General features: G+C 69.6%; 10 protein-coding genes. 3 read left to right on the top strand and 7 right to left on the bottom strand.

Annotated features, from left to right (window positions below):
* Window positions 1–124: 124 nt before the first annotated feature.
* The 3 genes from A4R44_RS01765 (at window position 125) to A4R44_RS01755 (ending at window position 2,271) form a co-directional block, all read left to right on the top strand.
* Window positions 125–1,324, top strand: a complete 1,200-nt coding sequence (locus A4R44_RS01765) for a sensor histidine kinase (protein WP_067576523.1) — start codon at window positions 125–127, stop codon at window positions 1,322–1,324.
* Window positions 1,312–1,947 carry a response regulator transcription factor gene (locus A4R44_RS01760; RefSeq protein WP_067575741.1) on the top strand — a complete coding sequence of 212 codons (636 nt, stop codon included), beginning with the start codon at window positions 1,312–1,314 and terminating at the stop codon, window positions 1,945–1,947. The genes A4R44_RS01765 and A4R44_RS01760 overlap by 13 nt, the downstream gene beginning before the upstream one ends.
* 123 nt (window positions 1,948–2,070) lie before the next feature.
* Window positions 2,071–2,271 carry a hypothetical protein gene (locus A4R44_RS01755; RefSeq protein WP_067575740.1) on the top strand — a complete coding sequence of 67 codons (201 nt, stop codon included), beginning with the start codon at window positions 2,071–2,073 and terminating at the stop codon, window positions 2,269–2,271.
* Window positions 2,272–2,314: 43 nt separating this feature from the next.
* Here A4R44_RS01755 and A4R44_RS01750 read toward each other — a convergent pair whose 3' ends face one another.
* The 7 genes from A4R44_RS01750 to A4R44_RS01720 all read right to left on the bottom strand — a co-directional run bounded on the left by A4R44_RS01750 (window position 2,315) and on the right by A4R44_RS01720 (window position 13,566).
* Window positions 2,315–5,623 (bottom strand): serine hydrolase, encoded by a 3,309-nt coding sequence (locus tag A4R44_RS01750; protein WP_067575738.1) that lies wholly within the window; start codon window positions 5,621–5,623, stop codon window positions 2,315–2,317.
* Window positions 5,624–5,729: 106 nt separating this feature from the next.
* A complete protein-coding gene (locus tag A4R44_RS01745; protein ID WP_067575736.1) occupies window positions 5,730–6,692 on the bottom strand; it encodes an ABC transporter ATP-binding protein in 963 nt (320 codons plus the stop codon).
* Between the two features lie 106 nt (window positions 6,693–6,798).
* The gene (locus A4R44_RS01740) at window positions 6,799–8,706 is read right to left on the bottom strand and encodes a dipeptide/oligopeptide/nickel ABC transporter permease/ATP-binding protein (protein WP_067575734.1); all 1,908 of its coding nucleotides are present in this window, start codon (window positions 8,704–8,706) and stop codon (window positions 6,799–6,801) included.
* Window position 8,707: 1 nt separating this feature from the next.
* Complete coding sequence (locus tag A4R44_RS01735) at window positions 8,708–9,688, bottom strand: ABC transporter permease (protein WP_067575732.1); 981 nt, start codon at window positions 9,686–9,688, stop codon at window positions 8,708–8,710.
* Window positions 9,688–11,280: an ABC transporter substrate-binding protein gene (locus tag A4R44_RS01730; protein WP_067575730.1), complete on the bottom strand. Its 1,593-nt coding sequence runs from the start codon at window positions 11,278–11,280 to the stop codon at window positions 9,688–9,690. Before A4R44_RS01730 ends, A4R44_RS01735 begins: the two co-directional genes overlap by 1 nt.
* A gap of 10 nt (window positions 11,281–11,290) precedes the next feature.
* A complete protein-coding gene (locus A4R44_RS01725; RefSeq protein WP_067575728.1) occupies window positions 11,291–12,184 on the bottom strand; it encodes a serine hydrolase in 894 nt (297 codons plus the stop codon).
* Window positions 12,181–13,566, bottom strand: a complete 1,386-nt coding sequence (locus A4R44_RS01720) for a serine hydrolase (protein ID WP_067575726.1) — start codon at window positions 13,564–13,566, stop codon at window positions 12,181–12,183. Before A4R44_RS01720 ends, A4R44_RS01725 begins: the two co-directional genes overlap by 4 nt.
* Between the last annotated feature and the right edge of the window lie 94 nt (window positions 13,567–13,660).

Below are 13,660 nucleotides of genomic sequence, written 5' to 3'. Positions count from 1 at the left end.
CGGATTTCTGTCCTTGCCAAACTATGGCGGCGGGAGCACGGAAACGATCCCGAGCGCGAGAGTCTTGGGGGTAGCGCAGGCACCACCACGCCCGGTAGGGAGGTCCTAATGGGACACTGTGCGGGTGAAAAGGTGGCTGCGCTCGTGGTGGTCCGGACTCCGCTATTTGCTGGTCGGGGCCGCGACCTCGTTCCTTGCCATGCTGCTCTTTTTCGCGATGGCCCTCGTGCTCGCGACGTGCCTGATCGGCGTCGGGATCCCAGCGCTTCCGGTGGCGCTCAAACTGCTCCGCTACCCGCTGCGGTTCGAACGCCGCCGGGCCGGGCGCAGGCTCGGCGAGCCGATCGAGGAGCCCTACGCCAACGTTTCGCCCATTCGTGACCCAGCGAGCTTGCGGGATCTCGCGTGGCTCGCGGTGCACGCGGTGGTCGGCTTCATCGTCGGGGTGCTCGCGTTCAGCCTGCCGCTCGGCGGACTGCGGCAGATTCTCACCGGGGTGTTCTGGTGGCTGGTGCCCGGCGGAATCCCCAGTTCGCTGGCGTTCGTGGTGAACTCGTGGCCGCTGGCCGCGCTCTGTGTGTTCAGCGGGATCGTCATGATCGCGCTCACCTTTTGGGCCGCACCGCTGGCTCGCTGGCAGGCCCTTGCGACGCGGGCGCTTCTCGGCCCGCGGCCCGGTGCTTCGCTGACGGACCGGGTCGTCGAGCTGACCGCGACCCGCGCCGCCGCGCTGGAGGCGCACGGGGCCGAACTCCGCCGTCTCGAACGCGATCTGCACGACGGGACGCAGGCGCGGCTGTCCGCGGTCGTGCTGCAGCTCGGGATCGCGGACCAGCTTTTCGAGGGAAATCCGGGCAAGGCAAGGGAATTGCTCGGCAAAGCACAGGACGCGGCGACCGAAGCGCTCGCCCAACTGCGCACGGTCGTGCGGAGCATCCACCCGCCGCTGCTGACCGACCGCGGCCTCGACGGCGCGATCACCGCCCTCGCCGACCGATGCGCGGTTCCGTGCACTGTGGACGTTCGCAGTTCCGCGCGCCGCCCGGCCGCGGTCGAGGCGGCGGTGCACTTCATCGTCGCGGAAACGCTGGCGAACGTGACCAAGCATTCCGGCGCGGAACACGCGTCGATTACGCTCGGGGGCACCGTCGACACCGTGCGGATCGAAATCCGCGACGACGGCCGCGGCGGCGCGGACGAATCCCAGGGCAGCGGACTGGCCGGGATCCGGAAACGCGCCGAAGCTTTCGACGGGACGGTCACGCTCACGAGTCCGCCCGGTGGACCGACTGTTCTGGAAGTGGAGTTGCCATGCGGGTCGTGATCGTCGAGGACGACGCCCTGCTGCGAGAAGGTTTGGTGCTGCTGCTGGACACCTCGGGCATCGAGGTCGCCGCGGCTTTCGACCACACCGACGACTTTCTCGCGTTCGTCCGCGCGGACCGGCCGGACGCGGTGATCACCGACGTCCGGCTGCCTCCGACGCACACCGACGAGGGCCTGCGAGCGGCCGTGCAGGCGCGGCAGCTGCACCCCGGGCTGCCGGTGCTGGTGCTCTCCGCACACGTGGAGACCCGCTACGCGGCGGAGCTGCTCGCGGACGGCAAGGGCGCGGTCGGGTACCTGCTCAAAGAACGCGTGGGCAAGGTCGCCACGTTCCTCGACTCACTGCATCGAGTGGTCGAGGGCGGCACGGCGATGGACCCGGAGGTGGTGGCCCAGCTGCTGGCGCACCGTCGCGACCCCCTCGACGCACTGACCGCGCGCGAACGCGAGGTGCTCGGGTTGATGGCGGAGGGCTACAACAACGCCACGATCGCGGAGCTGCTGGTGGTCAGCGACGGGACGGTGCTCAAACACATCCGCAACATCTTCGCGAAGCTGGGGCTGCCGGAGGACAACGGGCATCGGCGGGTGCTGGCGGTGCTGGCTTATCTGCGCTCGTGAGTGCTGATCACGGTTCTCACCGTGATCAGCACTCACGAGACCCTCTAGGTAGCGCAGGCACCACCGTCAACTTGGGTGTCCACAGCCTGTCCGCCCCCTCCGCCGCTGCATAGTGTTCCCGGCATGGAAACTTCCCGAAGCCGCACCGCGGGCGGCCCCGTGGTGACTACCTTGCTGTGGCTGGTTTTTCTCGCCGGTGCCGCCGCCAATTCGATCGGCCAGTTCGCCGGGTTGGACGCCACATACCGCTACCTCGGCGGCGGGATAGCGGTGGCGTGCCTGGTGTTGCTGCTGGTGCGCTTTCTGGCCCGGCGCAAGGACTGACCCGGCTGCGGGGCCGGGCAGCGAACGCCCGGCCCCGCAGTCCTCAGGACACCTTGGGCGTCGCCCGCGCGCCGAAGTGCAGGTACGGCTCCCCGGTCGGCAACGTGTAGAACAGCACCGGCGTCCAGAACTGCCCGCCCGGCATGCGGAGCACGAACAGCGTGTCCGAGACCGCCACCAGGTCGAACTCCTGGACCTTGTCCGGCATCAGCTCCGCCAGCGGTCCGGTCGTCGTGTACACGACGCGCAAACCGCCCTCGCGCTCCACCACCTCGACGTGCGCGCCAGCCCGTTCGTACACGCCGAGGTGCCGGCTCACGTCCACGGTGACCGGCGTGGCCGGGGGTTCGAGCGGACGCGGCATGGCGACGTCAGCGAGTTCGGCGAAGATTTCCCGGTACAGCTCGGTGTACAGGTCCCGAGCGTGGCCGCCGTTCGTCAGCAGCGTGACCGCGAGGCCCGCGTCCGGCAACAGGCGCAGGAACGCCGACTGGCCGATCGTGTTGCCGTCGTGGCCGATGACGCGCCGACCACCCCAGTCGTCGCGGATCCAGCCGAGGCCCCACGAATCGCCGAGGGTGTGCTTGTCCGGGACATCCGCCTGCTTTTCCGCCATGGCCGCGGCCGACTCCGCCGACAGGATCCGCGTGCCGTCCTCGGTCAGGCCGCCGGTGAGGTGCAGGCGGGCGAAGGCGAGGACGTCCTTCGTGCGGGCGGTGATCAGGCCTGCCGGTCCGGCCGAGCGAGGCAACTGCCAGACCGGAGCCGGAGCCGGGTCCTGGTCATCCGGCGCGACGTGACCGACGGCGGCGCGGAACAGCAGCGCCTCCTCCGGCAGCGTGACGGTGTGCGTGAGGCCGAGCGGGGTGTAGAGCTTGTCCCGCATCGCGGCGTCCCAGGTCTTCCCGGTGAGCTTCTCGATCACCCGGCCCATGAGGACGAAACCCGAGTTGCAGTAGGAGAAAGTCGCGCCGAGAGGATGGTTCTGCGCGGCCTCCTCCAGCAGGTCGACGAACTTCTCGACGCAGTCGTCGCCGCGGCCGGTGTCGGTGAAGATGTCGCCGTCGATGCCGCTGGTGTGCGTCAGCAGATGCCGCATGGTGACCCGCTTGGTCACCTCCGGATCGGACAGGCGCAGTTCGGGCAGCACGTCGACGATCGGCGCGTCGAGGTCGAGCAGGCCCTCGTCGACGAGCTGCAGCACCACGGTCGACGTCCACACCTTGGAGATCGAGCCGATCTGGAACAGCGAATCCTCGGTGACCTCGACCTCTGTCCTCTTGTTCAGCACGCCGTGGGTCGCGAACACCTCCTCGCCGGTGCCGACGCGCAGGATTCCCAGCGACGCACCGGGAACGTCGTGCTTGCGCGCCAGTTCCGCCAGGCGACGGCTCCAGTGCGCGGCCTCGATCGGCACCCGCGAACCGGCGTACTGCTCGACCCAGTCGACCACGCGCCGGTTGAAGTCGACGCGGTGCGACGGCGGACCGTCCAAAACGAACAGATGCGCGCCGCCCGGGTACAGCACGAGCCGGGACGGCACGTCGCGCTCGCGCAGCGCGGTGAACCATTGCTCAGCCTGGCCGACCGGGCAGCGGACGTCTTCGCCGCCGTGCAGGATCAGCGTCGGGGTACGGACGTTCTCGACCTGCGCGTGCGGAGAGGAGTTCTCGTACTGGCTCCACGAGAGTCCGGCGAATTCGTTGACAGCCATGAAATGTCCGCCGTCGGACGTGCCGGCCAGGCTGGTCAGGTCGCTGACCACGCCACCGGCCACGGCAGCGGCGAAGCGGTCGTCGCGGCTGGTCAGGTAGCAGGTCATGAAGCCGCCGTAGCTGTATCCGGTGACGGCGAGCCGGTCCGGGTCCGCGAGACCTTCGGCGACGAGCTGGTCGATCGGTTCGAGGAAGTCCGGTGCGTCCGCTTGGCCCCACGCGCCGACCGTCGCGGTGTAGAACGCTTCGCCGTAGCCGTCGCTGGCACGCGGGTTGATCAGCAGCACTGCCCAGCCGCGCGCGGCAAGGGTTTGGTGGTACAGGTGAATCGAGTCCGCGGCGCCGTTCCAGGAGTTGTGCGGGCCGCCGTGGATGTCGATCAGCAACGGCTGCGCACCGGTGCGTTCGGTGTCGCGGATGAGCCAGCCCTGAACGACCGTGCCGTCGCTGATGGTGAATTCGCGCGATTCACGGGGGAACAGTTCCACTTCGGACACTGCGTCGCCGTGCTTCGTGCGCACGTCGACTTTGCCCGTGGCGCGGTCGAGTACGGCGATCTCGCCGAAGGATTCATTAGTGGCCAACACAATCGCGGCCTGATTGCCAACTAAGTCCACTCCGGACACCACGTTGCCGTCGCCCGTCAGCACCGCACGAGGCTCGCCACCGGCAAGGTCCACTTCGTACAGATGAGTGCAGCCGCGGTCGCGGATCGCGAACAGCACGACATCGCCCGCCTCGTTCGGCTGCGGCAGCGCACCCGGGTAGCCGGGGCCGCCAGGCATCACGTTGCGGTCGAGGCTGGCGGCCAGGTTGACCGTCTCGCCACCGTCGAGCGGAACGCGGAGCAGGCCGAGGTGCCCGGTGGTGGTGTCGGTGCGGCCGACCACCAGCAGTGCCTTGCCGTCCTTCGTCCAGCCGACCGTGCCCGCCATGCCCTCATCGGTGCCGGCCAGCCGGGGTTCGGCGTTCCGCTCGGTGACGTCGAGGACGTAAGCGGCGGAGCGGAAGGTGAGGTCGGCGTCGGCGTCCAGGGCCGCGGTGAACGCGACGTGCTTGCCCTCGGGCGACCAGGCGGGCTGGCCCGCGTGCCAGTCGCCGAAGGTGCGCTGCTGGACTTCGCCGGTGGCGACGTCGAGGACGTGCACGTGGCTGCGAAGCGTCTTCAGCAGCCCGGGGCCGTCGGATTTGTAGTCCAGCCGCTCGGCGACGATCGGCGTGTTCGCCGGCGGCGCTTCGGCAACCGCGGCGAGGTCGATCGGCGCGGAGAACGCGATCTTGCTGCCGTCCGGGCTCCACACCGGTGCGCCCGCACCGAGCGGGAGCTTGGTGAGCTGCTCGGCCTCGCCGCCGTCCGCCGGGAGAACCCAGACCTGCGGCGGGCCGTCCTGGGCGCGCAGGAACGCGAGCCGGGAACCGTCCGGAGCCCATTTCGGCGCCGCGTCCGCGTTTCCGCGCGTGAGCTGGCGGGCTTCGCCGGAGGAGGCGCCGACCGTCCACAGCGCGTCGACGTTCCGGTCCTCCTCCCGGTCCGCGGTCCGGACCACGTAGGCGATCCGGCTGCCGTCCGGCGAAAGCGCGGGCTGGCTTGGCGCGGCGAGGTCGTACAGGTCATCGATGCCGAGACGGCGGGTCATACGCTGGCTCCTTGAGAGATCGCGGGCTCGTGGCCCTCGGGTTCGCTACTGTGCTGATCGTTGCTCATCCGACCGCAGCCACGGCCTAATGGCTTCGTGGCAACGGTTATGTGCCGAGCGGGGGCCGGCCTTCTTGTGGCCGGATGAGGAAGTGACAGGCCGCGGCGTGCCTGCGGGGCGCGGTGTCCTCGGCCGGATCGGCCCGGAGGCAGATCTCGCGGTCGCTGCGCACGAGCGGGCCGACCGGGCAGCGCGGGTGGTACCGGCATCCGGCGGGCGGGTGGTGCGGATCCGGCGGTTCCGCGTCCGCGGTCGCGCCGGGTTCCTGGTCGAACAGCGACTTGTGCGCCGAGGGAGCGGCGTCGAGCAGGTCGCGGGTGTAGGGATGCTGCGGATCGGTGAGCACCTGCCCGGCCGGTCCGGCTTCGACGACGCGGCCGAGGTACATCACCGCGACGAAATCGCTGAGATACCGGATCACGGCGAGGTTGTGCGAGATGAACAGCATCGACAGGCCGAGCTGTCGCTGCACCGAGCGCACGAGGTTGAGCACCGCGCCCTGCACCGAAACGTCGAGCGCGGAGGTGATCTCGTCGGCGATCAGCGCTTCGGGACGGCCCGCGAGCGCCCTGGCGAGCGCGACACGTTGCCGCTGCCCGCCGGACAGCTGGCCCGGGAGATGCGCGGCCCGTTCGGGATCGAGATTGACCAGCTCAAGCAGGCGGGCGACCTCGGCGGAGCGATTCGTCCCGCGCGGCATGGCTTCGGCGACCGACTCGCCGATGGTCATTCGCGGGTTCAGCGAGGAATACGGACCCTGGAACACCATCTGCAGCGGCCGTCGACGCGGCAGCTTCCGCACGTCGACGCCGCCGAGCAGCACCCGTCCGGCGCTCACCGGCGACAACCCGACGGCCGCCTTCGCCAGCGTCGACTTGCCTGAGCCCGACTCGCCGACGAGGCCGACCACCTTGCCCGCCGGGACGGTCAGCGAAACGCCGTCCACCGCGGTGAGCCCGCGCCGCCCGCCGTACCGGACGCTGACCGAATCGAAAACCAGCTCGCTCATTCCGCCCCTCCCTCATCCGGCCTGTGCCCCGCTCGGCGGTACGTGAGGGGAACCCTCAGGGACTCTGATTCCCTCACGTACCTTGGCCAGCGGCGGCAAGCCTCGCTCATTCCGCCCCTCCCGCCACGACGAGCCCCGCTTCTTCCGACAGTGCCGCATCCGGATGCCAGCACGCCACCCGGTGTTCCGGCGCGAGCACGGTCAGCTCCGGGTCCTCCTCGCGGCATCGATCGGTCGCCACCGGGCACCGGCTCGCGAACGCGCAGCCGGCGGGCATCTGGTCCGGTTCCGGCGGGCGGCCGGGGATCACCGCGAGCGGCGCGTCCGGGTCCGTCTCCAGGTCGAGCGTCGTGGCCAGCAGCGCCCGCGTGTACGGATGCCGCGGCGCGATGTCCGCTCCGGCGGCGGGCAGATCCTCCACGATCCGTCCGGCGTACATCACCAGAATCCGTTCGCACGTCTGGGAAACGACCGCGATGTCGTGGCTGATCAGGATGATCGCGGTGTCCCGTTCGGCGCGGGTTTGGGCCAGCAACCGCAACAGCTGCCGTTGCACGGTCACGTCCAGCGCGGTCGTCGGTTCGTCGGCGATGATCAGCCGAGGGTCACCCATCAGGCCCATGCCGATCATCGCGCGCTGCCGCATGCCGCCGGAAAACTCGTGCGGGTACTGCTTCGCCCGCCGTTCCGCCGCCGGAATCCGTACCGCGCGCAGCCGGTCGACGGCCCGCTCGAACGCCTTGGCCCGCGAAAGTCCGTGGTGCTGCTCGGAAACCTCGGCGAGCTGGCGGCCGATCCGGCGAGTCGGGTTGAACGAGGTCATCGGGTCCTGGAACACCATCGCCAGCGACGTCCCGAGCAGCGTCCGCACTGCGCGTTCCGGCGTGGTGAGCACCGGGGTTCCGGCGAAGTCCAACCGGTCCGCGGTCACCGAACCGGGCGATTCGATCAGCCGCGACACCGCGAGCCCGGTCAAGCTCTTGCCCGAACCGGATTCGCCGACGACCCCGATCGCCTCGCCCGACCGCACCGTGAAACTCACGCCGCGCACCGGAACCGTCCAGCCCGTCGGCCGCGGGAACGCGACTTCCAGGTTCTCGACCACCAACACGGCGTCATCCGCGGCAACTGAGTCCACTTCGGACTTACGCCGCACCCGGGGAGTCAGCCGCGGCAGCCGGGTCCGCACGCCGATCACTCCGGCGACAGTCTCGCCGAACAGGTTGAACGCGAGCCCGGCGATCACCACCGCGACGCCGGGCGCCAGCGCCGCCGCCGGGTTGACGTAAATGCCGTTGAGGCCCTCGTTGAGCAGCCGACCCCAGTCGTAATCCGGGGCCTGTACACCGATCCCGAGGAACGACAACCCGGAGAACGCCAGCAGCGAACCACCGGCGCCGATGGTGGCGTTGACCGCCAGCGGCTCGCCGATGTTCGGCAGGATGTGCCGGAACAGCAACCGGATCCGGCCCACTCCGGCGACCCTGGCGGCGGATACGAAGTCCCGCCCGGCCACCGAAGCCGACAACGTCTGGGTCAGCCGCGCGAACTGCGGGGCCAGCGCGAACCCGATCGCCATCACCGCGCCTTGGGTGCCCACGCCGAAAATCACCGCGAAGAACAACACCAGCAGCAGGCCGGGGAACGCGACCGCGATGTTCACCGCCGCCGTCAGCAGTCTGCCGAGCGGACGCGGCAGCACCGCGGGCAGCATGCCGAGCACGAGACCGGTCGCGACGCCGAGCGCCGCGGCGATCAGGGCCAGCAACACCGAAAGCCGGGTCGCCACGAGCACGCGGTAGAAAATGTCGCGACCCAGTTCGTCCGTGCCGACCAGATGGCCGCCCGAGGGACCCTGGCTGATCGCGTTCGTGTCGATCGCCGAAGCCGCGTCCTGCCACAGGATCGGGCCCAGCACCGCGACCGCGAGCACCGCCACGAGCAGAACCGCGGCGAACGCGCCGAGCGGGGTGCGCACGGCGGCCAGCCATTGTTGTCCGCGCCGTTTCGCCATCTCAGTTCTCCCGGATCGTCGAACGCGGATCGAGGACCGCGAGCAGCAGGTCCACGATGAGGTTCACCAGCAGCACGCCGATGCCGTACACGAGCACAATCCCCTGCACCAGCGGGTAATCCTTCTGCAGAATGGACTGTGAGATCGTGGACCCGAGGCCGGGCCAGGCGAACACGTTCTCCACCAGCACGGTGCCCGCGACGAGGCTGGTGAGCATCAGCCCGCCGAGCGTCAGCGTCGCGGTCAGCGCGTTCGGCAGCGCGTGGCGCAGGTAGACCAGCCGGGCGGGCAGTCGTTTCGCCCGCGCGGTGCGGACGAAGTCGTTGCCCAGCACGGAAAGCGTCTCCACCCGGACGATCCGGGACAGCGTCGAGGTCGGGCCAAGCGCCAGCGCGATGATCGGCAGCACCAGCGAACCCGCGCCGTCGTGTCCAGCCACCGGGAACCAGCCGAGCTGCACCGCGAAGAACGCCACCAGCGCCACCGCGACCAGGAACTCCGGAATCGCGGCGAACAGCACGGTGGTCGAGGTGAAGCCCAGTTCGGCGCCGCGGCGCCGGCCGCCGCGGGTCAGCACGGCGAACGTCAGGCCCAGCGGAATCGCCAGTCCGATGACCACCACGAACGCGGGCAACGCCAGCTGCAGTGTCGCCGGGAGCCGGTCGGCGATGACGTCGCCGACCGGCTGCCCGGTCAGCATCGACGTGCCGAAATCACCGCGGAACAGCCCGCCGAAGTAGTCGAGGTACTGCTGCCACAGCGGATGGTCCAGCCCGAGCGCGGCACGCCGGGCGTTGACCAGCTCGATCGGCGCGGTCAGGCCGAGCGCCGAACGCACCGGATCGCCCGGGATGAGCTGAATCATCAGGAACGCCATGCTCACGAGCACCCACAGCGACACCACGAACCGCCCGAGGCGGCGGGCGCCGAAGGTCAGCCAGGGACTGACCTTCGGGCCCGCGACGGCGATCGCGCCGGTCATCAGGCGTACATCCGGATCGTGGCCGGCTTGATGTAGCCGTTGACGATGTCGAACTTCGCGTTGCTGCCGTAGGTCGGGACCACCGAGTTCGCGAACTGCACGACGTCCTGCCGCTCGTACAGCGCCGATTCCGCGGCCATCCAGTCCGCACAGCCCGCCTGCCCGGCCTTCGTGGCCGCCTTGGCGACCAGCGCGTCGTACTGCGAGTTCTTGATGTGCGCGAAGTTCGTGCCCTGCGGCGGTTCCCCGCCGGACATGAACGGCACCAGCTGGCTCGGCAGGGTGAGGCCGAGCGGAGCCATCGAGATGTCCCACTCGCCGGTGGCGAACAACGACTGGCTCAGACCCGGGCTGTCGACCCCCTTCAGCGTGACGTCAACGCCGACGCTCTTCCAGCCCTGCTGCATCAGCTCCGCACCCGGGGGCATCGTCGGACCGGCCTGCGTCCCGTAGATCGCGGTCAGCGCGAGCCGCTTCCCGTCCTTGACCCGGATGCCGTCCGGCCCCGGTTTCCAGCCCGCCTGATCGAGCGCGGCCTTGGCCGCGGCGACGTCGAAACCAGGGATCTTCCCGGTGGCCGAATCACCCTCGCACGGCCGCGGTTCGATGGTGACCATCCCCTTGACCGGCGCACTGCCGTCGCGGGTCAGCACCTTCGCGACCTGCGGGAGGTCGATCGCCTGGGTCAGCGCGCGGCGCATCGCCTGGTCCGCGCCGAACCGGCCGGGCGCCTGGTTGAAGAACAGCTCGCCGAACGGGGAAACGATGTCGGCGTGGTACAGCCGCTGTGCCTTGAGCCGCTGCTGGTCCTGCCCGATCACCGAGGCGGCGTTGACCTCGCCGGACAGCAGCAGGTTCGACGTCGTGGTCATGTTCGGGATGACCCGGATGGTGACCTTCTCCGGCAATCCCCGCTGCTTCGGGTCGAACTGGCCCGGACCCCACCGGTAGTCCTTGCGCCGGGTCAGCGTGTAGTGGTCGTTCGGCACGATCTCGGACATGGTGAACATGCCGGTGCCGTTCTCGCCCTTGGCGAGCGTCTTCCGATCGGCCAGCCCCTTGGCGCAGACGATCGGCAGACCCGCGATGTTGCGAAGCAGGAACGCGTCCGGCGCCCCGCTGGTGATGGTGACCTTGTCCGCGTTGGCGACCGCCTTCGTGCCGCTCTTCACCGTGACGCCGGCGAGCGGGGACTTGTTCGCCGGGTCGCCGACGAAGTTGATGTTCGCCGCCACGTCGGCCGCGGTCAGCGGGCTGCCGTCGGAGCAGGTGACGCCCTTGCGCAGGGTGAAGGACGCCGTGGTCGTGGTGGCTTCCCATTTCTCGGCGAGCGCCGCCTCCGGCTGGCCCTTCGCGTCGAGGTTGATCAGCGCGTCGTAGAGGAACTGGTCGAGGTTGCGGGCGACCGACAGCACGGTGATCGCCGGGTCGAGCGTTCCCGGATCGGTCGGGATGGCATAGGTGAAGGTCTTGCCGTCGACCAGTTTCTGGTTCGCGGTCCGGTCCGTCCCGGATTGCGCTGATCCCCCGCACGCGCTCACGGTCAAGGCCACCACGCCCGCCATCGCGGCGGTGAGCCGGGCAGTTTTCATGGGATTTCTCCTACGGGGTCACGCTCTGGAGGTGGTCGAGCGCCAGCCGGGCGGCGGCGCCGATGGACGCGTCGACCGCGGGAAGGCGGTCTTCGAGAGACTGCGCGCGAGTGAACACCGCGACCGCGAACCGGCGGCCGTCCCCCAAGGTCACCACGCCTGCTTCGTTGCGGATTCCGGGCAGCGTCCCGGTTTTCGCCGCCACCGCGACGCCGGGCGGGAAGCCCGACGACAGCCGGTGCGGCCAGATCTGCTGGGCCATGATCGTGCGGACCCGTTCGCACGCTTGCGGTTCGCCCGCGCGGTCAGTCCAGATCGCGTCGAGCAATTCGGTAATCTCGCGCGGCGTGGACGACGTGGTGCGTTCCGGGTCCCGGACCGACAGCTTGTCCATCTGCTCCGGAGTGGCTTCGGCGAACAACGCTTCGAGATCGGCGTCCGGGGCACCGCCGAGATCCGCGACGACGGAGGCGAACAGGTCCTCGCAGCAGCCGATCAGCCGGGTGCGGGCGAGCTCGAGATCGGCCAGCACCCGGTCCACCTTTTCCTGGCCGAGCCGGTGGTACAGCACGTCGGTCGCGGCGTTGTCGCCCATCGTGAGCATGAAGTGCGCGAGGTCGCGCCAGCTCATCTCGACGTCGTCGGCGCAACCCGCGGTGCCGATGCCGCCGATCCGGTACCGCGCGGTCACCTTGGTCCGTTCGGTGTCGTCCAGCCGTCCGGCGGCGACCTCGCGGGCATAGGCGAGCGCCACCGGAATCTTGAACACCGAGGCGAGGACGACCGGGGCGTCTCCGCCCGCCGACACCTCAGGGCCGGGCACGCCGATTTCCCGGGCGTGCAGGAACCCCTCCGCGCCAGCGTCGGCGAAGACGGCCTCGATCCGCGCGCGGATCCCGCTCACGGGGAGACCCGTCGGTCCGCGCGTCCGGTGTGGAGGAACTGTGCGCGGCCGTGGCCGTCGTCGCCGACGAACGCGTGTGCCATGTAGACACCCGGCAGCTGTTCAGTCTTGGCGACGAACGTGTCGCCCTGGGACGGAAACAGCTCTTCTTTCCCCGAAGGCGCACCGATCTCGGCGAAGATTCCCTTCGGGCTGCGTTGCATCCAGAGCCTGCCGTCCTCCTCGGTGACGACGGTGTCGGCGACCATCGACGTGTACTCGCCCACGTACCGGGAAAAGTCGGCCGGAGCGGCGGCGGGATTCGGCTCGGGCCGCTCCGGAACAGTGACGCCCGCGAGTTCGTCCAGCAGCTTCGCGAAGATCTCCTGGTACACGTGCATCGGCTGACCGCCGTTGGTCAGCAGCGCGACCGCCACGCCCTTCTCCGGAACCACGCGCAGGAAGGCCGACTGGCCGATGGTGCCGCCGTCGTGGCCGATCACCTTGCCGCCGTCCCAGTCGAAAAGCATCCAGCCGAGACCCCAGTGCTCGGCCATGCCGAGGCGGGGCACGTCCACCTGCGGTTCGCGCATCGCGAGCAGCGACTCCGGCAGGACCACCTGGGTGCCGTCGTCGGCCTTGCCGTCGTTCAGCTGCATCCGGACGAACGTCAGCAGGTCGCGCGGACGCATCGCGAGCGTCGAACCGGCGGGCGAGTTCGAGCGGGTGAGCGCCCAGACCGGCGCGGGCACCGGGTCCTCGCCCGGCTTCGGGGAGACGTGGCCGATCGCGGCGCGGTAGCGGATCGCATCGTAGGGACCGGACGCCGCGTGGGTCAGGCCGAGCGGCGCGAAGAGGTGGTCGCGCACGCAGTCGTCCCAGCACCTGCCGCGCAGCACCTCGATGACACGGCCGAGCACGCAGTAGCCGGCGTTGTTGTAGGAGAACCGCTCGCCGGGCGGGAAGAGCTGCGGCACGTCGGACAGCGTCGCGACGAGCTTCGCCACGCAGTCGTCCCCGGGGCCGGTGTCGGTGAAGATGTCGCCCTCGAAACCGGCGGTGTGACAGCTCAGCTGCCGGACGGTGATCTCCGCCGCGGCCTTGTCGTCGCCGAGCACGAACTCCGGCAGGTAGTCGCGCACCGGCCGGTCGAGGTCCAGTTTGCCCTCGTCGACCAGCTGCATGGCCAGCGTCGTCGTCCACACCTTGGTGATCGACCCGATCTGGTACACCGAGTCCACAGTGGACTCCACGCCGGTGCCCTTGTTCACCACGCCCGCCGCGTGGTCGATCACCTCGCCGTCGGCGAGCACCGCGATCGCGGCTCCGGGAACCTGATGCTTGGCGAGCAGAGCGGCGAAATTCTCCTGAAGCCAGGTCTCGATTTCGGAAATTTTCGACATGTGCACCTTCTGTCCGGGGGATGGTGGACCGGCGTTTCGGAAATGCTAGGTCGGTGGCGGACGTCACTTGTTCGTCCGGATCGAGGAGAGCGCG

Source organism: Amycolatopsis sp. M39 (genome assembly GCF_001651785.1).
GTDB classification, from domain to species: Bacteria; Actinomycetota; Actinomycetes; order Mycobacteriales; family Pseudonocardiaceae; genus Amycolatopsis; species Amycolatopsis rubida.
The sequence above is the reverse complement of the archived record's forward strand: the minus strand, read 5'-3'. Positions and strand labels throughout refer to the sequence as shown.

Excerpts from the sequence above, each read along its gene's own strand:
- A4R44_RS01740 (WP_067575734.1), bottom strand. The coding sequence starts at position 8,706 with ATGGCGAAACGGCGCGGACAACAATGGCTGGCCGCCGTGCGCACCCCG.
- A4R44_RS01735 (WP_067575732.1), bottom strand. The coding sequence starts at position 9,688 with ATGACCGGCGCGATCGCCGTCGCGGGCCCGAAGGTCAGTCCCTGGCTG.
- A4R44_RS01755 (WP_067575740.1), top strand. The coding sequence starts at position 2,071 with ATGGAAACTTCCCGAAGCCGCACCGCGGGCGGCCCCGTGGTGACTACC.
- A4R44_RS01730 (WP_067575730.1), bottom strand. The coding sequence starts at position 11,280 with ATGAAAACTGCCCGGCTCACCGCCGCGATGGCGGGCGTGGTGGCCTTG.
- A4R44_RS01745 (WP_067575736.1), bottom strand. The coding sequence starts at position 6,692 with ATGAGCGAGCTGGTTTTCGATTCGGTCAGCGTCCGGTACGGCGGGCGG.
- A4R44_RS01750 (WP_067575738.1), bottom strand. The coding sequence starts at position 5,623 with ATGACCCGCCGTCTCGGCATCGATGACCTGTACGACCTCGCCGCGCCA.
- A4R44_RS01720 (WP_067575726.1), bottom strand. The coding sequence starts at position 13,566 with ATGTCGAAAATTTCCGAAATCGAGACCTGGCTTCAGGAGAATTTCGCC.
- A4R44_RS01760 (WP_067575741.1), top strand. The coding sequence starts at position 1,312 with ATGCGGGTCGTGATCGTCGAGGACGACGCCCTGCTGCGAGAAGGTTTG.